Source organism: Pseudomonas sp. BN411, assembly GCF_029871235.1.
Classification (GTDB): Bacteria; Pseudomonadota; Gammaproteobacteria; order Pseudomonadales; family Pseudomonadaceae; genus Metapseudomonas.
The window spans coordinates 14653-38281 of sequence record NZ_SSOM01000057.1 but is presented as its reverse complement, the minus strand read 5'-3'; the positions used below and the strand labels follow the sequence as shown (position 1 = coordinate 38281).

Sequence of the window (23629 nt, the reverse complement as noted above, 5' to 3'; positions counted from 1 at the left end):
GGACTCCGGCGTTTCAGCGAATGCGGACCGCTTTGGCCCGTTCGAAAGCGAAATAGGAGTAGTACAGCTGGACCATCATGTACGACCAGCTCACCAGGGCAATCGTCAGGAACACCACCTTCGTCTCGTCACCGGGGATCGGGAAGAAGTCATAGATGCAGGCAACCATCAGACCCAAGGCGCCCCCGAGGGTGACGCCCAGCGCATGCCACTTCTCTCCAACGCTCGCCAGCTTCCAGATGAAGTAGGCGAGGTAGAGGGTATATACCCCCCACATGCTCACGTAGTAGTAGGGAAGCGGCTTGACCATGAAGTCGGCTTTGATCAGGACGAAGGTCGCCGCAAAGGTGACCACGAATATCAAGGCGTCCTTGAATGCCGAGGGCTTGAAGCTGTGGGTGACGGCCATCAGGCCAAGGACGGCGACGATGGGGATGCCAAAGCCACGGGAGAAGGCGTCGAGAAAGTACGAGATGCTGTAGTTGATCTTCGCCAGCCCCGGCAGGTCGGTCTGGATCAACATCCAGAGCAACAGATTGGTGCCGGAGAACGCGACGATCATCCACTCGAAGCCGAGCAGGTAATTACCCCGTCTGACGAACTTCGCCCCGTAGATGTATCCGCACAGCACCAGCAGGACGCAGGAAAGCAGCGCCAAAGTCTCTTTGATATCCATGGTAATAGCCTCTGATCTTGGTTACTTCGCCGCTGGAGCGAGTGCTGCCAGGTAGTGGGAAAGTGCCTTGCGATCGTCCGGGGACAGGTTCGCGGTGACGGCCTTCATCGAGCCGGTCGGATCGGTTCGCCGGCCCTCGGCGAAGGCATCCAGCTGCGCCTGGAGGTAGTCGACCCCCTGCCCCGCCAGACGCGGGAACTGCGCTTGCCCCATCAACGTCGCCCCGTGGCAGGCCGTACAGGCTCCGGTCGCCACCAGCTTCTCGCCTTTCTCCCGCAAGGCGGGATCGGGCTGGAACCCGTGGTTCGCGATGGCTGGCTGGCGGGCGAAGTAGTCCGCCAGCCGCGTGATCTCGTCCTCGCTCAGGGTCTTTGCAAGCGGTTCCATGTTCGGGAAGCTCCGCTGGCCATTGGCGAAGCTGTGGAGCTGTGCCGTCAGGTACGCGGCGGGCTGCCCCGCCAGACTCGGATAACGCTGGTGCAGGGAGCTGCCGTTGGCGCCGTGGCAGCCGGTGCAAGCATCTGTCACTTGCGGCCATGCGCCCTCGGCCTCATAGGCCTTGGTGGTGGTTTCTATATGGTCCAGCAGGTAGTAGAGGCCGACGAGGTCGCGCCCGAACAGTGCCAGCAGCGCAACGAGCAGAACGCCGATACCCAGCAGTAGTTTCTTCTTCATCACCGCCCCCTATGCCTTGCGCAACGAACTGAGCGCCTGCAGCGCGCTCTGGTGACCCGAGCGAACGGCGCCGTCCATGTAGCCCGCCCAGATCTCGGCGGTCTCGGTGCCAGACCAGAAAAGGTTGCCGCAGGACGGCCGCAGGGATTCACCATGGGTGGTCCAGAAACCCGGCGGGATCGCGGAGACGCAGGTGATGCTCCAGGGATCGGCCTGCCCCCAGTCATGCTCGTGATAGGCAACCGGGCTCAACGCCTCGTCGCCGAGGGACCGCGCATAGACCTCCGTCAGAACCCGTTGCGCAGCCTGATGGTCGGAAGGCACCTGGGCGTTGACGATGAAGGCATTGATGACGCCGATTTCCCCTCCAGGCGGCGAGTTGTCCCAGGCCCAGAGCACAGGTCCCTTGACCTGGATGGTGTGCCCGTTCAGGCCCTGCTCGCGCCAGAACGGCCGCTTGTAGACCATCGCCGTCTTGCGTGCCGGGCTGTGAGCCGGCCAGGCACGCTGCAGGGCTGCGCGCCCTTCCGGTAGCGGCGGATCGAAACGGACCTGGTTGCACAGGGCGGGATGGATGGCCACGATCACCCGGCGGGCGCGGATTTCCCCCTGGTCCGTGTGCAGCGTGACCACGTCGGTATTCCAGCCGGAAATCTCACGGACGGGGCACGCCAGGCGCACCTTGTCGCCGAGCTGCGCCGCCATCCTGATGCACAGAATCTGCGAACCCCCAACCAGCCGGGTCCCCTGGGCGCTGTCCTTGATCGAGTCGAGCTTCATGTAGTCGCAGCTCGCCGAATTGACCATCGACAGGAAATGCAGAAACCCCATCTTGGCCGGCGGCACGCCGCAAGTGAGCGTGAAGCTGGTGTCCCAGCCCGAGCGATCCTCGGGCTTGATGTTCTGCTGCGCCAGCCAATCGCCCGCCGAGAGCTTGTCCAGCTCGGCGGCACGCGGGGACTTCCAGGGCGAGCCGGAAGGCACATCGCGGGACAGCTCGCTGAGCTTGGCAGCGACAGCCTCATCGGTGCCGAAGGTGCCCTTCAGGTCGATCGCCAGGCGTCCTTTCTCGCCACCCAGGATGACGGTCTTGCCCTCGCAGTAGGTCGGGAAGGTCCCCACCTCCAGCTCGCGGGCGAGATCCGCCACGGCCGTCTGGCCAGGCCCGATCCATTGACCGCCCACTTCGGAAATGTAGCCCGAGCCCAGGTCGTGGTTGAGCACCCTGCCCCCGACCCGGTCCCGCGCTTCCAGGACCACGAAGGAATCGCAGCCCGCCTGTTGCAGGTCGCGAGCCGCAGTCAGCCCGGCGATCCCCGCACCGATGATGGCGATGTCGAGGATGCCATCCGCCTCGCCGCGGGTGATTTGCGGATTCTCGCTGGCGCCCGCCAGCCCCACGTGCAAGCCAAGGCCGCCCACGGCCGCCGAGGCGCCGGCGAACTTCAGCAGTTGCCGCCGATTCAAATCGAAGGATGAAGATGAGGTGGGCTTGTCAGCCATACAAGGAGCCTCACGCAAGGGTTGTTCGGTGTCGCCGCTCGCCGTTGAACGGCTGTGCGGAATCGAGGAAATGGCTCAGGCGCCAAGCGGGCTGAGGACCAGCCTGCGCCGCAACTGCACGCCGAACATGACCATCCACAGGGGGAAGATCAGCACGACGACAACCAGCAAGGCAGCGGTGAACGCCTCCAGCTCCGGGAAGAACCCGGCTACGAAGTAGAGCCCGAAGCACCAGCCGACAAGCTTCAGCGGCAGCAGTATCGAAGCTCCCCAGCCCGCTCTCTTCAGGTGGCCGCCAACGACCAGCCCCCAGAACAGAACGACAGGCCCTTCGCACCACCACAGGCCCCGTTGGCTGCCGACCGCGATGGTCGTCCAGGCAGTTTCGGCGGCAGCCCTCGCGGCCTCCCCGCCTGCGGCATGGAGTTCGGCAAGCGGATTCAGCACGGCCAATTGCAGCCCCGCACCGACCACACCCAGCACGACATAAGTGGTGATCGCCAGAACGGCCATGTCACCCAGGGCGCCCGCCTCGCTGCGAAAGCGGTTCCAGAGGTAGCCGCCGATCGCCAGCAACGGCAGGTAGAAGCCCAGGACGTCGGCGAACATCGACAGCCGGAAGTACTGCCTCGCCTCAGCGGGCAAGGTCAGCATCGAGGCGCCTTGCAGCGTCACCGCCATGTCGCCGTGCGTCACCATGACCATGAAGATGACGTTCAGGTAGGCAAAGATGCCGCCCAGGATCGCGGCCCAGGCCGTCACGCGTACGGCCCCGTTCGAGCAGGTATTCATAGGTACTCCATGAGTTGAAAGAGATGGCCGAAGCCGGGGCCATCGACCGCCGGCGTTGGCGGTCAGTCGACGGAGGCGCCACGCACCCGGCGATTCACAAAGAGGTCCATTGCGTTCGCGCCCATCAGCGCAGCCTTGATGGCGCACCACTGCAGCGGTTCGGGAAGCGTGGAAGGCGTCTTGTGGCGCAACGCCGCGAGCAGCGGGTGTTCGATGCCACCGATCCGCTCGGCCAGCAGATAGCCGACCAGGGACTGGGTGCCGACGCCGTGCCCCGAGCAGCCTGCGGTGTAGAGGATGTTCTGCTGCGGTCCGGTTTCCCCCACCACGGGCAAGGCGTCGTACGCCAGGCTGATGTAGCCGCTCCAGCACGCGCGGATGGCAATGCCCCGCAAGGTCGGGAAACGTTCGTCCATAGCCTGTACCAATGCGCCATAGGCTGCCGTGTCCGGCTGGTTTGGCGTTTGCGAGCCATAGGCATAGCCAAGCTGCTTGGTCGTAACCAGAAGCGTGTCGCGCGCCGTCAGGCGGTGGCTTTCCATGGTCCAGTGCGGTGTCACCACACCCTCTCGTCCCGCCCAGCCGAGGGAGGCGAGTTGCGCCTTGGACAGCGGCTCGGTTTCGATCGCAGAAACCCGTAGAGGCGCCACCTTGTCACGCAGCAGGCCGAGCTGCGGCGTATAGGCGTTGGTGGCGAGCACCATGAATGGCGCGCTGGCGGTGCCCCGCGCGGTCTTGCAGGTGATGGTCGGACCTTCGCTGTAAGACAGCAGAGGGGTCTGCTCGTACAGCTTCACGCCGGCCTTCAGCGCCGCGCGCCGCAACCCCATCACGTACTTGCCGGGGTCCAGCGTGCCGCCATGCTGCACGCAGCCGAACAGGAAGGCCGGCGGAATACCCCGTGCACGCATCTCAGCGGAATCCACGAAGCGGGTGACGGAGCCCAGCTCCGCACCTTGGGCCATGCTGTGCCGCAGCCTCTTTTCCTGGGACGGATGCACTACCGCGCGGATGAGCCCGCTCGGGTTGTAGTCGCAGTCGATGGCGAGTTCGCGCAGCCGTCTTTCCACATAGGTCACACCCTCGTCGTAGAACTTGACGATCCCTTTGGCCTGCTCGTGGCCCACGCGCTTGAGGAAGAGCTCGAACTCGATGCCCATGCTGCCGGCGAGGTAGCCCGCATTTCGCCCGCTCGCACCGAAGCCGGCGAACTCCTGCTCAAGGACGATGACCTTCGCCCCCAGGGCCGTGAGTTCCAGTGCAGTGGACAGGCCAGCGAAGCCGGCACCGACCACGATCACGTCGGCGCTGACATCACCCACCAGTTCCGGCTGCAGATCGTCAGGCTGTTCCACCCATCCGCCAATGAGACGAAATCTCTCGGCCAAGGGACTTCCCTTTGATTCTTCTGCAAGACGGGTCGCGAACATGGAGGTGTCTCCTGGGAAGCTTTTGTTGTTTTGTCGAACTCTAACGCTGGAAATACTTTTACGCAACAACTGTTATTTTAATTTGTCGCGAGACAAATTCATCCCCCGGCGTAACGCCGAAATGCGCCAGTTATTGGCCGTTCCAGGACGAAAATCGCCTGCTTGAAAGACGGGAAGCCCCCAACAACGGGGGCTGCCGCGATACGAGACTCCGACCAGGGAGAGGCATCACCCGGTGCGGAGCACGGAGCACCATGCCTGACTGCAAATGGCCCGACGAGCGGGCCTCAACAGCAGGCGCCGCGATTCGGTCTGATCACTCCCACGGATAGAACGGCGGCATGCTGGAAGCCCGCCCGGAAAAGTGCGGCACGCGCTTCTCGATAAACGCCCGCACGCCTTCGCGCCCGTCAGCCTGGCTCGTGTAGAACATGGCCAGTGACTCAACCTCATGTGCAGCCATGGGAGAGGGCTGAGCACTGTTGCGCCACAGCATCTGGCGAATCAGGCCGATAGATACCGGTGAACGGTCTTTCACCAGCGCTGCGGCGAATACACAGGCCTCCTCCACCAGCGTTTCTGCCGGCAGAACTGCGCGAATCAGCCCCTTCTCGTGCGCTTCGTTGGCGTCGAAGATATCCGCCCGGTAAAGCCACTCCATAGCCTGCTCCAGACCAACGATGCGAGGCAGGAACCAGCTCGAGCAGCCCTCTGGGGTAACCCCGAGCTTGCCGAACACGAACCCGAAACGGGCCTTGTCCGAAGCGAAGCGAAAATCCATGGGCAGCAGCATGGTCGACCCGACACCAACCGCCGCACCATTGATCGCACCAATGATCGGCTTGAGACACTCGTACATGGCCAGTACCACGCGCCCGCCGGTGTCACGCACGCCATGCAGGATCTCCGCGCTCTCCCCCCGCTCACGCACGTCTTGCAGCGTTGGCGTCAGGGACTCATTCAGGCCGAAGACGTTGCCCTCGACCGACAGATCCATGCCGGCGCAGAAAGCACGCCCCTCCCCCGTCACGACGATGGCGCGCACCGAATCGTCCAGGCTGGCGCGGCGGTAGGCATCGACCAGTTCGTCACACATCTGGACGGTGAAAGCGTTGAGCTTGTCCGGACGCGACAGAGTGAGAAGCAAAATGCCCTCGTCGTTCACCTCATAGCGAATCGTCTCGTAAGACACGCCTCAATCTCCCGTCAGCGTTACGCCGCGAGCGATGGCCAGGCGGCAGTCCGTCACGATGCGTTTAACCAGCTCGGCACAACTCGGCACATCATCGATCAGGCCGATGGTTTGCCCCGCCCAGACCAGCCCACCGTTCACATCCCCGCTTTCCAGGGCGGCACGGCCACGCGCGCCGGCCACCAGAGGCCTGATGTCCTCGAAGGTGGAGCCGGCCTGACGCTCGATCTCGACCACTTCTTCCGACACAGCGTTGCGGAACACGCGACCGGTATTGTTGAACGGCCGGAAAATCAGCTTCGTGTCCCGCTCGTTACCCGCTGCGAGCGCGGCCTTGATGTCCTCGTGGATCGGCGCTTCCTTGGTCAGCATGAAGCGTGTGCCCATGTTGATCCCCTCTGCGCCCAGCATCAGTGCTGCGGCCATACCACGGCCATCGGCGATACCGCCCGACGCGATGATGGGAATCCGCAGGGCTGCGCTGGCGGCGCGAATGAGCACAAGTCCCGGCACATCATCCTCGCCGGGATGCCCTGCCGCCTCGAATCCATCAATGCTGATCGCATCGACTCCGGCGCGCTCAGCCGACAGCGCATGGCGAACCGAGGTGCACTTGTGGATGATCTTCACTCCGGCTGACTTGAATCGCTCGATGAAGTCGGCAGGACTGCGTCCAGCGGTTTCCACCACCTTCACGCCACTGTCGATGATTGCCGTCACGTAGTCCGCGTAAGGAGGCGGGGTGGTAGTCGGCAGGATCGTGAGGTTCACGCCGAACGGCTGGTCCGTCAGGGAACGGCAGCGCGCAATCTCCGCCGCCAGGGCATCGGGCGTCGGCTGCGTCAGTGCGGTCAGCACACCCAGCGCACCTGCGTTGGAAACCGCGCTTGCCAGCTCGGCACGACCCACCCATTGCATGCCACCCTGAATGATCGGATAGCGCGTTCCCGTCAGTTCCGTAACTCTCGTATGCATAAAGACCCCACCAGGCTGTCATGTAAGTTGTTCGAGTCGCACGTATCCGTCCGCGCCGAAGCGGCTCGGATACCGGTCATCTAATTTAGATAACGTCAGTTATTTTATTTTTCGTGAACCGCCGCTGGCAAGGACCGTTCGCTCCAGAGCCGAAGCTCCGGGCGAACGGCAGGGCTATGTCCCTGATAGCTGTTGCTAAGAAGTTCCGGTTGGGGCTCGGAGCCTTGTAGGGTGGGCTTTAGCCCACGCTGACCTCCGATGGTGGGCTGAAGCCCACCCTACGGGCTGGCAAGAACCGTTCAACCCGGAGCCGCAAGGCAGCGGCAGTCGTGCCGACGACCAGCCCTGTCCTCACTGCGCCTGCACCGGGATGACACCGCGTCGGGAGAACAGCAGCGGAGCATCCCGCCCGGTGAAGAGCGCCGCGGTCAGCGAAACGCCATCGGCGGTCCGTTGTTCCTCGAAGGTGCGGCCGCTATCGGGGCTGCTCACCATCAGTCCATCGAGTCCGACCGCGACCACGTGCGGTCCGGACACCGCGATTGACGTGATCGAGCTCTTGCCCTCCAGGGCGACACGCTGCCAGGACGCACCATCCGCCGAACCGTGCAGCAGGGTGCCGCGCTGACCGCCGACCAGCAGGCTGCCGTCGGCCAATACCGCCCCGCTCCACAAGGTGCCTTCGTAGCCGGTGTCCAGGTAGCGCCAGGTCTTGCCACGGTCATCGGAGCGCAGCAGCTGTCCCCGCTCGGCGGTGGCGTAAAGGTTGCCGTGGCCGTCGGCGAACAGGCCCATCAGGTTGAGGTCGGCGCGACTGTAGCCAGGCGGCGCCTGCAGGGTCTGCTCGTTCCAGGTCTTGCCGCCGTCCTCCGTGGTCAACACCAGGGACCAAAGGCCCACGGCGACGCCCTGCCGCGCATCGAAGAAATGCACGGCAAACAGCGGCCGGTCTTCTTCGCTGGACAGGCGCTGGATGTCCCAGGTCTCGCCGCCGTCGGCGCTGGCCAGGATCGTCCCCCACTGGCCCACCGCCCAGCCGTGGCTGGCGTCGGCAAAGCTGACGCCGGTGAGCAACGTCGACACCGGTACGGACCGTGCCTGGCGGAAGCTCCGCCCCTGATCGTCGGAGATCAGCACCATGCCGTGATCACCCACCGCCACCAGGCGGTCCGTGGCGTGTGAGGCGCCCAGCAGCATGGCCTGGGAGGCATTCGCCGAGGGAACCGCTGCCACCGGCGGCAGCACAGCCCCCTGTCCGGAGGCCAGGGGTAACAGACCGGCCAGCACAGCGGCCAGGAGTGTGTTCAGGTATCCCATGCTTCTCTCCTCAGTGCGCCAGCGCGCCGATCATGCGCACCGGGCGCTTGCGCGGGAACACCCGCTCCAGCCACACGGCGAAGGCCGGCAGCACCGTCATGGCCATGACCATGTTGACCATGAACATGAAGGCCAGCAGCTTGCCCATGTCTGCCTGGAACTTGAGGTCGGAGAAGGCCCAGGTGGCCACGCCGACCGCCAGGGTGATGGCGGTGAAGATGGTCGCCACGCCCACTTCCAGCAGCGAATGTTCCACCGCCTTGACGATGGGCTGGCCGTGGGCCTGGTGCAGCTGGATGCGGTTGTAGATGTAGAAGGCGTAATCGACGCCAATGCCCACCGCCAGGACCATCACCGGCAAGGTGGCGATGGTCAGGCCGATCTGCAGCTCCTTCATGAACCAGTAGCCGATGAAGGTGCCGATGGTCAGCGGCAGGCAGCACACCAGTACCGCACGCAGGTCGCGATAGACGACGAACACCAGCAGGGCGATGGCGGCGTAGACGTAGAGCAGCATCGGTGTCTCGCTCTTCTCCACCTCCTCGTTGATGGCCGCGATCACTCCTGCGTTACCCGAGGCCAGTCGCACCGCGATCCCCGGCATGGGGTATTCGCTGCGGAAGGCTTTGGCGGCTTCGATCACACGATTGATGGTGGTGGCCTTGTGGTCCGCCAGGTACAGGTGCACGGCGGTCATGCTGCAATCGCCACGCATCAGCCCTGGAATACGCGCTACTTCGGCGGCCAGCGAGGAGTAGTTCATCGGGTCGATGGGCACCGCACTCATCTTCGGGTTGCCTTCGTTGTAACCCTCGTTGAACTGGCGCATCGCGGTGGAGAAAGAAGCTACCGAGAGCACGCCGGGCACGCCCTCCATGGCCCAGACGAAGCGATCCTGGTACTGCCCCAGGGCGACGTCTTCGCAGGCGGCCGCAGCGCCCTCGCCTGCTTCCTCCGGCCGCGCCTCGAAGACCACGCTGAGCCAGTCGAGGCCGATGTCGTAGTTACTGGCGATGGCCACCGCATCACGGTTGAAGCGTGAGTCCTCGCGCAGCTCCGGCGCACCCGCCTGGAGGGAGCCGACGACGCGGTCGTGGCTCTGCCAGACCGCCGTGGCGAACACCAGCAAGGCAACCACCAGAACCAGACGCGCCTTTCGCCACTCCGCCAGTTTCGCCAGGCCGTGCAGCCAGCGGGTACGGCGCTCGCGGGACTTCTCCTCGGCGGCAGCGTAGTTGCCGCCCACCTTCAGCATCGAGGCCACCAGCGGCAGCATCACCAGATTGGTGATGATCTTGAAGGCCACGCCCAGAGACGCGGTGATGGCCAGCTCACGCACCATCGGAATGGGGATCAGCACCAGGGTCACGAAGGAGACGAAAGCCGTCACCAGCGCCAGGGTGCCGGGAATCAGCAGGCCGATGAAACTGGAGCGGGCCGCCGCTTCGACGCTCTTGCCGACGGCGATCTCGCGGACGATGAAGTTGATCTGCTGCACGCCATGGGAGACGCCGATGGCGAACACCAGGAACGGCACCAGCACCGCCAGCGGGTCGAGGCCGTAGCCCAGCAGGCGCAGGCTGCCGAACTGCCACACCAGCGAGGCCATCGAGCAGCCCAGGGCCAGCAACGTGAAGCGCAGCGAGTGGCAGTACCAGTAGACCGCCGCCGCCGTCAGCAGCAGCGCCAGCAGGCAGAACTCCAGCACCGCCGAGGCACCGTCAGCGATATCGCCGATCTGCTTGGCGAAGCCGATGATCTGGATTTCAAAGCCGGCGTCCTCGAACTGCTGGCGAATCTGCTTCTCCAGCACCCCGTTGTAGGCCACGTAATCCAGGCGCTCGCCCTTGGCGTCGTACTCGTTGAGCTCGGCGGTGATCATCGCGCTGGTCTGGTCGCGGGACACCAGGGTGCCGATGAAACCGCCCTGGGCGGTGGAGTTGGCAATCTTGCCGATGATCTCGGTGTCCAGGCGATCAGGGGTGACCGTTCCCGGCACCAGCGGATCGGCGCGGAAGCCTTCCTCGGTGATCTCGTTGACGAAGGCGTTGGGCGTCCACAGGGAACGCACGCTGCTGCGCGAAATGCTGGGCAGGAAGATCACCGCCTGGGTGACGTCGTACAGGCGCTTCAGCGCCGCCTCGGTCCAGATATTGCCCTGGCGCGCCTTGACCACGATGGTCAGGCGGTTCGCCCCCAGCAGGTCTTCGCGGTACTGCTCGAAGGTGTCCACGTACTCGTGGCCGATGGGCAACTGCTTCTCGAAGCCGGCATCCATGCGCAGTTGTACGGCGAACCAGGCCATGCCCAGGGTGAAGAGCGCGAGCACCGCCAGCACCAGCCGGCGATGCCCGAACAACAGGTCCTCGATGCGCGGCAGGACGCCACGCACCGGGGTTTCCGACAGCTTTACAGAACTGTTCACGACAGGCCTCACAGAGAACGCGAAATCACGACGCCAACGTAGTCACGGTCACGCAGCAGTTGGTCGTAGGGCGTGTCGCCGCCCATGAACTTTGCGTAGTTGAAGGAGACCTGCCAGCTGGCGGGGTTACGCACCAGGTTCAGGTACAGGTTCATGCTGCTGGAGTCTTCGGTGAAGGTCATCGCCAGGTTCGGCGTACGCCCGCCCAGGGACCGCGAATAGAAGATCCCCGGCGTGACCTGCCAGCCCGGAATCAAGGTGCCGTCGTAGGTGAGGCTCAGATCGAGGTTGATGCCCTTGGACGTCTTGTCACCCTTCCCCGTGGGCGCAGTGGCTGGGTCCAGCTGCCAGGTGTAGGCACCCGGCGCAACGGGCTCACCGTCGAACTCGTCATGCAAGCCCGGGTAGTGGATCACCACCAGCTCGGTCAGCAGGGTGCCGGTACTGGCGCCAGTGAAATCCAGCAGTGCGGGCGAGTTGGACGGCGTCATGCTGTACAGGCCGGTCAGGTGCCACTGGAACTTCTTCTCGTCTTTCCAGCACTCACCGCCGTTGTTCGCGCAGAGGTCGACGGCGGCGTTGAGCGGCACTGCGTCCTTGGGTCGGTAGGAGAGCTCCGTGCCCACGGCCCAGTCGCCGATCGGCATGTTGGCGCTGATGCCGTAGAGCATGCGGTCTTCCGGATAGACCCACTCCTGCGACAGCGCGAAGGTGTTGGGGTCGAGCAGCTGCATGGTCAGCGACGGCAGCTTGTCGTGGTAGCGCATCACGTAGAGGCCGTAGTTGACGTCGCTGTCCTCCGGCTGCCAGCGCAGCGAGACGCCCCACTGCCCGCTGTCGCGCGCGTCCTTGTCGACGAAGCCGTAGGTCTCCATGCCCTTGCCCAGGGCCTGGGTCGTGGACCAGTAGCTGCCAACCGGCGGCACTTCACTCTTGTTCCAGCCGAACTGGTAATACGCCTCGACGTTCAGGCCGGAGCCCAGGCCCGAGGCGACGCTGAGCATCGGGGCCGGCAGCACGGCCTCCTTGAGCTGGACGCCGGGGCGCGCGAGTGCCTGGTAGTCGTAGGCGTTGGTGGCGTTGATCCCGCCCACCACGAACAGGCTCTCGCCCCAGTTGATCACCTGGTTGCCCAGGCGCGCGCGAACGCGCTGGTCGCCCACGTCGAAGCTCTTGCTCACCCACAGGTCGAGCAGGCGCGCCTTGAACTCCAGATCGTCGCGAGCGGCGTCGGTCAGCCCGTCGCTGCCGACGCCCGGTGGCGTATTGAACGACAGCGCGCCAGTGGTATCGCTGGCAGCGAAGTCGCGGATCCAGCTGCCACGGGCCATGAAGGTGAAGTCGTCCGGCAACTTCAGCAGCAGCTCGTGGGTGCCTTTCAGGTAGTTGGTGAACAGGTCGCCCTTGTCATAGTTCAGGTTGCCCTGGTCGCCGATGCTGGAGGTTTGTGCCAGACACCCGGCGGGCGGATGGTGCCCGGTGGCGCCCTGGTTGATCAGGTTGCAGCCTTGGGACTCGGTGCGCAGCCCCATGCCGTAGGAGATGGTGGAATCGAACGAGCCGCGGATGTTTTCTGTTTCGAAGGTGAATCCCATCGCCAGGGGAGTCACGCACGCAATAGCAAGGCCTGAAGCTTTTGTGATTGTTCTTTTCATGTTGGCTCTCGAATAGCGGAGGTTCAGCGTTCGCTGATGGCACGCAGGTTGTCGGAGGTGTAGAAGTCACGCTTCAGGCGGGGATTGCCGGCGTTCTCGGTGATCCAGCGGTGATCTTTCTTGCCCACGCCGATGGAGGTCATGTCGTAGAGGTAGCGGCCGTCCACCAGGTTGTACTGGGCCTGGGCCTCCATATCGCAGGTGCCGGTCTCGTACACGGGGATGGTGTAGCCCTCGCGGACCTTCCAGATCTGCCCTTGCTTGTCGTAGTCCACCGCCATCAGGCCGTTCCAGCTGTCTTCATCGACATAGAACAGGCGCTTCGGTGCCTGGTGGCGCATACCCTGGCGGACGTTGGCCTCGACCACCCACACGCGGTGCAGCTCATAGCGGCGGAATTCAGGGGCGATGGAGTCCGGCTTGGCCACGTCCTCGATCTTCGCGGAGGCGTCATAGGCGCCGAAGGCGTTATAGGGGACCAGCAGCTCCTGCTTGCCCACCAGCTTCCAGTCGAAGCGGTCCATGGGGCCGAAGAACACGTTCGATTCGTCGATGGTGTACTGGTTGTCGAGCCCGATCTGCGGGGCATCGTAGGAGTACGACGGCATCCGGCGCACACGACGCTGGCCGGGGAAGTAGTAGAAGGTGGTTGCTTGTTCGCCGGCCTTGGTGGTGATGACGCCGGACTGGCCGGCCAGGGCGGCAGGCTCCATGTAGGAGAAGTAGGTGGAGCTCTCCAGGCGGTCGAAGGAAGAGAACAGCTGGCTACCCTTCTCACCCCAGGGCGTGAAGATGAACCAGTCGGTGGAGGTCCGCAGCCAGTCGCCGCCGCCCTTGCGCGGGGACAGCCCGGATACGGTCTTGGACATGTCGAAGCCTACGCCGCGGTAGCGCATCTTCATGTTCCACATCACCTCGGCGCCGGTAGTCGGCATCGGGAACGGCACGCCTGGGACGTGGGCGTCCTGCAGGGCCACACCGTCGGAATTCAGGCTGGCGAAGCCGACGTTCTTCTTCGTGTTCTCGGCCACGAAATCCGGCACGCCACAGCTGCGGCGGGTCGGATACACGTCCATGCGATAGCCCGGGATTTTCTTGAACAGCTCCAACTGGCCGGGGGACAGCTTGCTCGCATACTGCGCGACGTTGTTCGCATCGATGCTGTACAGCGGCTTGTCGCCCTTGAACTTCCAGTGCTGACCACGCACCTGGCCGTAGCTCCAGCCCTCATCCTGCTGACCGGGCGGCGTCCAGGCCGGGATCGCCCCATCGGCGCTCGCGGCAACCTCTCCCCCCAACGGCGTCAGCGTGGTACCCAGCCGGGAAGCATCGCTATCGGCCGCCTGAGCCGAACAGAAGGCGGCCGATGCCGCCAGCGCTACCAGCAGTTGCCTGACCCCAACCGGGGTGAAATTGCCGACATCGGGGCGCTGAATCACGTCTTTCATTGGAAGGTCCTCATGGGGCTTTGACCGGCCACCCGAGCTTCCTGGAAGGACGAAACGGGCTGTGCCAGACTGCTGATCATCTGACTTGATCAATTGACCAAGTCAGATGACCAAGAGCAAGCCGTGTGCCAACCCTTTAAAAAGTCTATTTATCCTTGTATTTCATGCACTTATATTTTTTATAACAATTGTCATGTGATACCTGAAACCCCATAAACGCACCAACTTGCTTCAGCCGCATGCACCAGCATGGGTATTTACGAAACAATTGTTACCTTAAATCTCCGAAGCAGGAGAAAAGAAACACCGGGGAGAGCTCCACGCCGGTTGGCCGGACAACGGAAAGGCGCCATGGATGGATACATATCGCTCCAAGACGCCGCGAAGGGGCATGGGGTAGCATCCGCCGGCGCCGCCCCTGCCAGGGCATGAGCGCAATTGCGACAGGAACGGAGGAACTTGCATGGCCAGAGTGGGCGCTGAACTGCGCAGACAGGACTTCGTGAAGGCGACGGTCAAGGTGATCGCCGAACATGGCGTGGCCAATGCCACCACACGGCGAATCGCCGCTGAAGCCGGCTGCCCACTCGCCTCGCTGCACTATGTATTCCGGACCAAGGACGAGCTTTTCTACGCCGTCTACGAATCGCTATTCACCCTGCCCCAGCAGTCCCTCGAGCAGGTACCGGCAGGCACCACCCCGTCAGAGACGGCGGCCGGGATGCTGCGTCAGGTGGTCAACTGGTTCTCGACCAATCCGGATCTGGCCCGGGCGCAATCCGAACTCTTCTTCTGGGCCATTCGCAACCAGCCGGAAATGGCGAGCAAGATCTATTCGTTAGGCGTCGAGGTAACTGAGCAGGCCCTTGGGCGCGCCATTGGCAATCATCTCGACCCGGCGGCGATCAAGGCCACCAGCCGCACGCTCGTCCTGCTGTTCGACGGTCTGCTCGTAGCCTGGACCGCCCACGGCGACCTCGAGCGCCTGCGAGCGGAAACGGAAACCGCGTGCCGGGCGCTGGCCCTGCTGGTGAGCAGCCACTCTCCCGCGCCCGTGTCATAGACAGAGCCGGGCGTTTCCTGGAAGGGATGAAGCCTGCACCCGCCCCGCCTCAGGGTGCACTGCGCGCATCGATTCCGGGCTTGGCTCCGACGCAACTACACTGATTGCTGGAACCTGCCCGTCTTCCCTGCACGGGCAGAAGGTCCATCAGCGGTACGTCAGGCGATCTCGTTACGAACCCGTGCCAGCCCGGCGGGAGGAGTCGCGAAATGACCGTTCGTCAGCCACGCTCAAACCATGACCCCCTGCCCGATCCGGAACTCGACGGCTACCTCAGGCTGGCAGCCATCGCCTGCCAGGTTCCGATCGCCCTGCTCGGTTTCCTCGATACCGAGCGGGAATGGTTCGTGGCCCAGTACGGACTGGAATGCGGCGAGATACCACGGCCTCTGTCGCTGAGTGCCGCCGTGACGGAAGCCGGGCATCTGCTACAGGTACCCGATGCCATTGCCAGTGAGCGGCTGCGCCATTGCCGCCTGGTGGAAGGTCCTCCCCACGTCAGGTGTTTCGCGGGCATCCCAATCGCGGTGCCCGGACAGGGCATGGTCGGCGTCCTTTCGGTCGCAGATACCGAAGTCCGACACCTCGACGCGACAGGGATGGAGGCCCTGCAGCTTCTGGCTGACCAGATCACGACCCTGCTTCGCCAACGCAACCGCATGCGCAACCTGCTGGATGCTGCCGCCAGCCGGGAGTCCAGTGCCCTCGACAATCTGCGGGAAAGCCAACGCACACTGCAGACGCTGGTGAGTAATCTGCCGGGGGTGGCCTACCGCTGCCGCAACGATCAGTCCTGGCGCCCCGAAATCGTCAGCGAGGGCTGTCTTCAGCTCACTGGATATGCCGCCTCCGATCTCGTCGACGGCACGGTGAAGATGCTGGACATCATTTACCCGGAAGACCTTCCCGAGCTCCAGCGCAAGGTCGCCAGGGCCTTGCGGACCGGGAGGCCATTCCAGTCCACCTACCGAATCCGCACCGCAAAGGGCGAGATTCGCTGGGTTTGGGACAAGGGCTGCGCCGTCTACTCTGCCCAGGGGCAAGTCATCGCGCTGGAAGGCTTCTTCACCGACATCACAGAGCGCAAGCAGGCCGAGGAGTGCATCCGGCGCATGGCCTATTTCGATGAGCTGACTGGTCTGCCCAATCGGCTTTCCATGCGGGACGCCCTGGGTAAGGCCATCACCACGTCAGGAGACGCCCACAGACCCTTCGCCCTTTTGCACGTCGAAGTCGACAACGTCCGGGACATCAATGAAACCCTGGGTTATCACGAGGGTGACCGGCTATTGCAGGAGGTCGCGAAGAAGCTGCGGGGCACGGTGGACGACGGCGAGACAGTTGCCCGCATTGCCGATTCATCGTTCTCAGTCCTGCTTCCGGGAATGGATGCCCGTCATGCCGTGCAGACCGCACGCAAGATCATGCAGACGCTGAATACGCCCCTTGAGCTGGACACTCTTCTGGTAACCGCTGACTGCAGCACCGGAATCGCCCTGTTTCCCGGACATGGCAGCGACCCCGATGCGCTGTTGCGCCGGGCGAATGTTGCGCGCTATGGCGCCACTCGCAGTGCGGAAAAACTGGCGGTCTACGCGGGCTCGCTCGATAGCGACAATGCCCAGCGGCTGATCCTGATGACCGATTTGCGCCGAGCCATCGACGGCGACGAATTGCTCCTGCTGTTCCAACCCAAGCTACGGGTGCAATCCAGGCGCGTGAGCGGAGTGGAAGCGCTGATACGCTGGAAGCATCCTGAACGGGGATTGATGAGCCCGGCACAGTTCATCGGCTTCGCCGAGAGCACAGGCCTGATCACGCGGCTGACCTATTGGGTGCTGGCGGCAGCCGTTCGCGAAAGCCATGCCTGGCATGGTTCGGGCCAGGCTGTACCGATTGCCATCAATCTGTCGCCCCATGACATTCGGGACACGCAGCTGTTCGAGCAGATCTCGAGCGCCCTGGAGACCTGGGGCGGCTCCCCAGACTGGATTCAGTTCGAGCTGACCGAAAGCTGCATCATGGAAGACCTGCCGGCCGCTCAGCGTGTGCTCATGCAATTACGCGAAGCGGGCTTCAAGCTGTTCATCGACGACTTTGGCACAGGCTATTCATCCCTCTCCTACCTCAGGAAACTCCCGGTCGACTACATCAAGATCGACCAGTCATTCGTGAAGGAGCTCGACAGCGACAGGGAGTCGGCGGCCATAGTCGAATCCATCATCAAACTCGCCCACAGTCTGCGTATCGAAGTGGTCGCTGAAGGAGTCGAGTCGGCGGCAACGATGGATATGCTCTCGAACTGGGGGTGCGAGGAAGCCCAAGGCTATTGCATCAGCAAGCCAATCTCCGGACGTGACTTCCAGTCATGGAGCAAGGCCTATGCGTGAGAAACAGTCGAGCTCATCAGCCCGCTGAAGGCAAAAAAAGAAGGGGCCTGTCGCCGATCGACGACAGGCCCCCTTAAACGTCGCAGTCACAACTTGATATCGCGTTACAGTTCCACTTTCCCGGTCCAGCCGCCGTCCAGGGCAAGAAAAGGAACTTCCTGTAGCCTCACATGCTGCTGACCAGGTGCCCTCCATCAACCGCCAGCACGCTGCCGGTCATGAAGGATCCAGCCTCACTGGCCAGCAGCAGGAATGGCCCTTCCAACTCCTGTAGCTCTCCCAGGCGGCGCATGGGCACCATGTTGCGGATGTAGTCGCCGCCCTTGTCGCCCTCGAAGAAAGCCTCGTTCATTTCGGTCTTGAAGTAGCCGGGGGCGATGGCGTTGACCCGGATTCCATAGCGCGCGAACTCCAGCGCCAGTGACTTGGTCAGTTGCACCACACCCGCCTTGGCGGCGCAGTAATGGCTATACCCCGTTGCGACACGCAGCCCGAGGATGGACGCGACATTGACAATGCTGCCGCCGCGCCCGCTACGGGCCATGCGTTGCGCGGCCACCTGAGCCACCCGCCAGACGCCGTCGAGGTTGGTCGCGAGCATGGCACGCCAGTCTTCCTCGCTGATTTCCAGCGGGCGCTGACCGTTTCCGATACCCGCGTTGTTGAGCACCACATCGACCACTCCGAAATGCGCTTCGGCCGCATCGAAGGCCGCCTCGACGCTGGCCCGATTGGTGACATCGAGGCTGACCGGCAGCACTTGTCCGTGCTCCCACTCAATGTCCGCGGCCACCTGCTGCAGCCGCTCGAGACGGCGCGCCGCCAGCACCACGCGGGCACCGGCACGGGAGGCCAGCCGCGCCAGGTGCGCACCGATGCCGCTCGAGGCGCCGGTAATCAGCACCACGCGATCGGCGAGGGAAAAGTTACGGATGTAGGGGTGAGTCATGGGAGAACCTCGGACAGATGGAACTGGCAAGCTCCCTGGCCGGCAAGGGAGCCAGGCGGGATACCGCGGAGAGGATGAAGCGATTACGGGACGAATCCCGGCGTACAGACGGTGGGTAACCGGGCAGCATCGATCAACGATCGCTACACCAGGCTCCCCACCTCCCCCGGAAACGGTGTCGTCCAAGGTCGGGCGTGGTCACCCTGAACGAACCCATTCCCGGAGCAGGGGAACCCTCAGAAGCGCTCTATGCGCTTCCTGCCGGCAGCCACCAGGCGCTCCAGCAGTGGTGCCGGTTTGAACCACATCTCACCGTACTCGCCCAAGGTCTGGCGGTAGCGCTGGAGGCCGACCAGTACATTGCCGAGGCCCAGTTGCTCGGCGTAGTGCATTGGGCCGCCCAGGTGGGCGGGGAAGCCGTAGCCGTTGATCCACACGAGGTCGATATCACCCGCGCGCAGGGCAATGCCCTCATCCAGCAGTTGGATACCTTCGTTGATCAGCGTGAACAGGCAGCGCTCCAGGATTTCCTGGTCGCCAATCGGGCATCGGGGAATCTCCAACTCGACCGCAAGACGCTCGGCCAGCGCGATCACCTCCGCGTCGTCCTTGCGGTTCCGACCTTCATAGAGATAGAAGCCTCGCCCGCTCTTCTGGCCGTATCGCCCCATGGCATGCAGCTCTTCGCCCAAGCGGCAGTAGCTCGCGTCTTGGGAGACAGAGGCCAGGTGGGAATCGCGCATCAGGAAACCCATATCGATGCCGGCCAGGTCGAGCGTACTGAACACACCCATGTTCAGGCCCAGCTCGGTGAGCACACGATCCACCTGAGCGGGTGTCGCGCCTTCCAATACCAGTCGATTGGCCTCGCGAGCGTACGGCTCGAACATGCGGTTACCGATGAAGCCGAAACCGACGCCAGAAATCACCGGCAATTTGCCAATGCGCCTGGCGACGTCCATGACGGTGGCCAACACGTCGGGCGCAGTGACCTCTCCCCGCATGACCTCGACCAGGCGCATGGCACTGGCGGGGCTGAAGAAGTGCACGCCCACGACATCATGCGGGCGCGTCGTGGTCGCCGCGATGGCGTCCACATCCAGGGACGAAGTGTTGGTCGCCAGAATCGCGCCCGGCTTGCACACCGTTTCCAGGGTGCGGAACACCTGCTGCTTGACCTCCGGCTTGTCGAAGACCGCCTCGATCACCAGGTCGGCCTCGGACAGGTCCGCGTAGTCAAGGGTGCCGAAGATCAGGTCCATGCGTGACTCCACCTCCTCGGGGCGGAGCCTGCCACGTCGGACGCTGGTCTCATAGTTGCCGCGAATCTGTGTCAGGCCCCGGTCCAGGGCCTTTCCATCGTTATCCAGCAGGGCGACAGGAATACCGGCATTAGCGAAGCTCATGGCAATCTCGCCGCCCATGGTGCCGGCGCCTATCACCGCAATTCGCGTGATCTTTCGCAGCGGCAGATCGGCACCTACGCCTGGAATCCGGGCCGCCTCGCGCTCGGCAAAAAACACATGGCGAAGCGCCTTCGACTGACGAGAAGACTCTGCCTGCCTGAACAGTGCCAACTCCCTCAGGAGCCCCTCATCGAGCGGCAGCAGACAGGCCGCCTCCATGGCCAACAGCACCAGCCGCGGCGCAAGGCGGCTTTTCCAGGTCGGTTCATGCTCGGCGCGATAGCGGGCGAGGAAGTCATCCGGCAGGCCCTCCCCGGGCTCCGGCCAAGCTTCCACTGGCCGCGCCGGCGCCCGACAGGCGATCAGCTCATACGCGTACTCACGGGCTTCCTCCAGCAACCGCTCCGCACTGGGGGCGATGCGGTCAAGCAAGCCCAGCAGACGAGCGTTCTCAGCCCCGATGAGTTTGCCCGAGAGAATCAGGTTCAGGGCGGACTCGACGCCGATCAGACGCGGTAGACGCTGGGTACCGCCGGCCCCGGGTAGCAAACCCAGGTTGATCTCCGACAGACCGACACGCAGATTCGGTTCGCCAATGCGATAGCCGCAGGCCAGGGCCAGTTCCAGTCCACCGCCCAGCGCGACCTTACCCAGGGCAGCGATCATCGGTTTGTGAATGGCGGCCAGGCGCGTCAGCGTGCTGGGCAGGTCCGGCTCGGCAAATGACGCGTCGGTGCCGAACTCTTTAATTTCAGAACCAGCGCTGAACAGCCCGCGCTCGCCGTGAAGGATGATGGCCAGCACCCTGGGGTCAGATGCGGCACGCTCACAGGCGTCGGACAGCGCCGCGCGGAGGGTCTGGTCAAGCGCGTTGACCGGCGCGCGATCAAGGCCGATCAGGGCCAGCCCCTTTTCAAGGCGGTAGTGGATCAGGTCGCTCAATGGAAATCCTCGGGTTGCCAGGCAGTCACCGCGCGGCGGGAAGACGCCTCCCGCCTGGTTGCTTAGAAATGCCTGAACACATCGCCGATGCTGGCGATCGGCAATGCCGTGGGAGGGCCTGCGAGGGTGACCAGGATCGGGGCTTTGATCGAATGAATGGCAGCGGCGGCCAGGAGCACGAGCAGGCAAGAGAGCAGGAATCGGCGCATGGAAACCTCCGTCATCCGGCTGGCGCCGAATGCAGTGCCTTGTTGTTTTAAGTAGCTTGAGTCTGGGCGCTGACCGGCACGAAAGCTTTGCAGTTCGCGCCATAAAATCGGTAATTCATGACACGCCGGATGCGTGGCGCTGCGGGCTCGGCGCCGTGGTGTAGGATCGCAACGAATACGGCAGTCATCGGATTTCCGCTGGTCCCCACCTTCGCCAGGAATCAATCAGGCACTCGCAATGACGTCTTTTGTCCGCGGCATCGCCCTGTTGGGCTTCGACGAGTTCGCCATCAGCCAGGGCCTCGATGCGCATGCCGTCCTGGCGGAAGCCGGACTCCCTACCGATGCCCTGGACGGACTGATCTCCGGTGGGAAGTTCAACGCCCTGCTTGAGCTCTGTGCGAGGCGTACGGGGAATCCACTGTTCGGGCTGCAGTTCGGCCTGCACCAAGGCTCCCAGGCGCTGGGCGGGCTGCTCTACCTGATCCAGAGTGCCCGCACGGTGGGCGACGCGTTGAAGGCGCTGGCGCAGTACTTCCATGTCCACAGCAGCGGCGCTGAACTCCATCTCGAACGACAGGGTGACCAGGCACGGTTCCTCTACGAGGTCGTCGACGGTGAGGCTGCCTCGGTGCGGCAGACCGTGGAACTGGCCATGGGCATCGGCGCCCAGCTCATGCAAAGCCTGTTGGGCCATCCCTGGAAGCCGAACGCACTGTGGCTGCGACACCCGGCGGCAAGCGAGCCCGGCGCCTACCGGCGCCTGCTGGGCGTCACACCGCGTTTCGGCGGCCCGGTCAATGCCTGGGTCTTCGATGCAGCCTTGCTGGAAACACCCCTCAGCGCTACCGATGAAAGGTTCCAGCAATCGGCTCGGCGTCAGCTGAACGAACTGGCCCGGCTGACCGTGCAGGAACTTCCGGCCTACGTGCAGAAGCTGCTGCGCCAGCGGCTGCACACGGGTCACATCAGCATCGAGCAGATCGCCGGGCACATGCAGCTCAGTCCGCGCACCCTGCAGCGCTATCTCCAGGCCGAGGGCACCAGCTTTCAGGAGCTGCTGGACCAGACACGCCAGGCAATGGCCACACGCTACATCTGCGACTCGTCCATCAAACTGACGCAACTCGCCGCGCTGCTGGGCTATGCCGATCTCAGCGTGTTCTCCCGGGCCTTCACCCGCTGGAACGGCGTCAGTCCGCAGAAATGGAAACAGCGCTTTCGGCAGGCTCAACTGCTGGCCGAGTCCGGCGCCGCGCCGGCATCCTTTCGCCCGCCACGCGCGACCGGGCAGTAGCGGAACATGGCACTCAATCCGTTCGTTCGCGCCCTCAGCCTTGTTGGCTTCGATGCATTCGCCAGCGGTCAGGGCCTCAATCCGGCGGAGATGCTTCGCCAGGTGTCGCTGCCCCAAGACAGCCTGCGCCGGCAGGACGGCATCCTCTCCCATCGCCGCTACTGCGAGCTGCTGGAACGCTGCGCGGCGCAATCGGGCAATGCCTCGTTTGGCCTGCAGTACGGGCTGTTCCAGGGCATCGATGTCTTTGGCGAGCTGTTCTATCTGATTCGCAATGCCGGCACCGTCGGTGACGCGCTTGCCGAGTTGCGCGCCAACTACTTCCTGTACAACGGCGCGGCCGAAATCGGCTTCGACCTCGATGGAGGCGTCGCCCGCCTCGGCTATCTCGCCAACCAGCGCGATGTTCCCGGACTGCCCCAGGCGGAAGAGCTGGCCTGCGGAGTCGGCGTGCAGTTGCTGCGTGCCCTGGTCGGTGCTGGATGGCGACCGGCAGCGGTCCGGCTCCGACACCAGCCACTGGGCAATGAGGCGACCTATTGCCAGGCATTCGGTGTGCGACCGGTCTTTGCCGCCGGCTGCACCGAACTGGAATTCGACGCCTCGGTGCTTTCCCTGCCGCTGGCCGCGACCGACGCAAGGCTGCACCAACTGCTCGCCGGACACATCGCAAGGATGGAGCGGCTGCCAGCCGACGAGATGCCCAGTTATGTCCGGCAGCTGCTACGCAGCCTGCTGCCCAGTGGCCGCGCCACCCTCGAGAAGGTCGCCGACTGCATAGCCGTCAATCCGCGCACGCTGCAACGCCGGCTCGAACAGGAAGGCACATCCTTCCAGCGCTTGCTGGATGAAACCCGCCAGGAAATGGCGCGTCACTACCTCGATGACCCGTCCATCAGCATGGCGCAGATGGCCGGGCTGCTCGGCTACTCCGACGCCAGCGGATTCAGCCGGGCCTTCAACCGCTGGTTCAACGACAGCCCCTTGAAGTGGCAAAAGCAGCACGCCACAAACCGGCAGCCACGCCTGCTGCGCAACCGCCAATCGAACCTCCAGAGCTAAGCGAGCCTTGCAGCAACTGGGACATTGGAAGGTGGATGTGAAAAGCGACATCCACCCTACGACAGCCCTACACGTGCGGCTGGGGCAGTTGATCAGTGATGACCGCGCCCAGTGTTCACAGACAACGTTCCTACTCTGCGCAGGGCAACATGATTTTGAACTGCGCTGGATGGCCGTCTGCGGCAGGCAATTGGAAGGCAAGGTGTCTGGCACCGCACTTCGC

At 63.8% G+C, this 23629-nt stretch carries 18 protein-coding genes; 4 read left to right on the top strand and 14 right to left on the bottom strand.

The window, feature by feature from the left end; all coding sequences use genetic code 11:
* Positions 1–13: 13 nt before the first annotated feature.
* From E8F06_RS09140 to E8F06_RS09090, 11 genes are all read right to left on the bottom strand, one after another.
* A complete protein-coding gene (locus tag E8F06_RS09140; RefSeq protein ID WP_280366361.1) occupies positions 14–676 on the bottom strand; it encodes a hypothetical protein in 663 nt (220 codons plus the stop codon).
* Between the two features lie 21 nt (positions 677–697).
* Entirely contained in the window at positions 698–1351 is a 654-nt protein-coding gene (locus E8F06_RS09135; RefSeq protein WP_280366359.1) for a c-type cytochrome, read from the bottom strand.
* A 9-nt stretch (positions 1352–1360) separates the two neighbouring features.
* Positions 1361–2854, bottom strand: coding sequence for an FAD-dependent oxidoreductase (locus tag E8F06_RS09130; protein ID WP_280366357.1), 1494 nt, complete (start codon positions 2852–2854; stop codon positions 1361–1363).
* Between the two features lie 75 nt (positions 2855–2929).
* The gene (locus E8F06_RS09125) at positions 2930–3646 is read right to left on the bottom strand and encodes a hypothetical protein (RefSeq protein ID WP_280366355.1); all 717 of its coding nucleotides are present in this window, start codon (positions 3644–3646) and stop codon (positions 2930–2932) included.
* Between the two features lie 62 nt (positions 3647–3708).
* Entirely contained in the window at positions 3709–5076 is a 1368-nt protein-coding gene (locus E8F06_RS09120; RefSeq protein WP_280366353.1) for an FAD-dependent oxidoreductase, read from the bottom strand.
* 316 nt (positions 5077–5392) lie between these two features.
* Entirely contained in the window at positions 5393–6268 is an 876-nt protein-coding gene (locus E8F06_RS09115) for a crotonase/enoyl-CoA hydratase family protein (protein ID WP_280366351.1), read from the bottom strand.
* Between the two features lie 3 nt (positions 6269–6271).
* Entirely contained in the window at positions 6272–7243 is a 972-nt protein-coding gene (locus E8F06_RS09110) for a nitronate monooxygenase family protein (RefSeq protein ID WP_280366350.1), read from the bottom strand.
* Positions 7244–7594: 351 nt separating this feature from the next.
* Positions 7595–8560: a YCF48-related protein gene (locus E8F06_RS09105; protein WP_280366348.1), complete on the bottom strand. Its 966-nt coding sequence runs from the start codon at positions 8558–8560 to the stop codon at positions 7595–7597.
* A 10-nt stretch (positions 8561–8570) separates the two neighbouring features.
* Positions 8571–10985 (bottom strand): efflux RND transporter permease subunit, encoded by a 2415-nt coding sequence (locus E8F06_RS09100; RefSeq protein ID WP_280366345.1) that lies wholly within the window; start codon positions 10983–10985, stop codon positions 8571–8573.
* Between the two features lie 8 nt (positions 10986–10993).
* Positions 10994–12640: a DUF1302 domain-containing protein gene (locus E8F06_RS09095; protein ID WP_348532251.1), complete on the bottom strand. Its 1647-nt coding sequence runs from the start codon at positions 12638–12640 to the stop codon at positions 10994–10996.
* Positions 12641–12663: 23 nt separating this feature from the next.
* Positions 12664–14088 (bottom strand): DUF1329 domain-containing protein, encoded by a 1425-nt coding sequence (locus tag E8F06_RS09090; RefSeq protein WP_280366341.1) that lies wholly within the window; start codon positions 14086–14088, stop codon positions 12664–12666.
* 463 nt (positions 14089–14551) lie between these two features.
* On the opposite strand from E8F06_RS09090, the gene E8F06_RS09085 reads away from it, so the two are divergent.
* Entirely contained in the window at positions 14552–15151 is a 600-nt protein-coding gene (locus E8F06_RS09085) for a TetR/AcrR family transcriptional regulator (RefSeq protein ID WP_280366339.1), read from the top strand.
* A gap of 209 nt (positions 15152–15360) precedes the next feature.
* Complete coding sequence (locus tag E8F06_RS09080; protein WP_280366337.1) at positions 15361–17541, top strand: EAL domain-containing protein; 2181 nt, start codon at positions 15361–15363, stop codon at positions 17539–17541.
* Positions 17542–17707: 166 nt separating this feature from the next.
* Here E8F06_RS09080 and E8F06_RS09075 read toward each other — a convergent pair whose 3' ends face one another.
* The 3 genes from E8F06_RS09075 to E8F06_RS09065 form a co-directional block, all read right to left on the bottom strand.
* Positions 17708–18490, bottom strand: a complete 783-nt coding sequence (locus E8F06_RS09075) for an SDR family oxidoreductase (RefSeq protein WP_280366334.1) — start codon at positions 18488–18490, stop codon at positions 17708–17710.
* 236 nt (positions 18491–18726) lie between these two features.
* Positions 18727–20838 (bottom strand): 3-hydroxyacyl-CoA dehydrogenase NAD-binding domain-containing protein, encoded by a 2112-nt coding sequence (locus E8F06_RS09070; protein ID WP_280366331.1) that lies wholly within the window; start codon positions 20836–20838, stop codon positions 18727–18729.
* Positions 20839–20900: 62 nt separating this feature from the next.
* Positions 20901–21047 carry a hypothetical protein gene (locus E8F06_RS09065; RefSeq protein ID WP_280366328.1) on the bottom strand — a complete coding sequence of 49 codons (147 nt, stop codon included), beginning with the start codon at positions 21045–21047 and terminating at the stop codon, positions 20901–20903.
* A 238-nt stretch (positions 21048–21285) separates the two neighbouring features.
* Between E8F06_RS09065 and E8F06_RS09060 the strand changes: the two genes are divergently transcribed.
* Entirely contained in the window at positions 21286–22344 is a 1059-nt protein-coding gene (locus E8F06_RS09060; protein WP_280366326.1) for an AraC family transcriptional regulator, read from the top strand.
* 6 nt (positions 22345–22350) lie between these two features.
* Complete coding sequence (locus tag E8F06_RS09055; protein ID WP_280366323.1) at positions 22351–23406, top strand: AraC family transcriptional regulator; 1056 nt, start codon at positions 22351–22353, stop codon at positions 23404–23406.
* Positions 23407–23629: the final 223 nt, after the last annotated feature.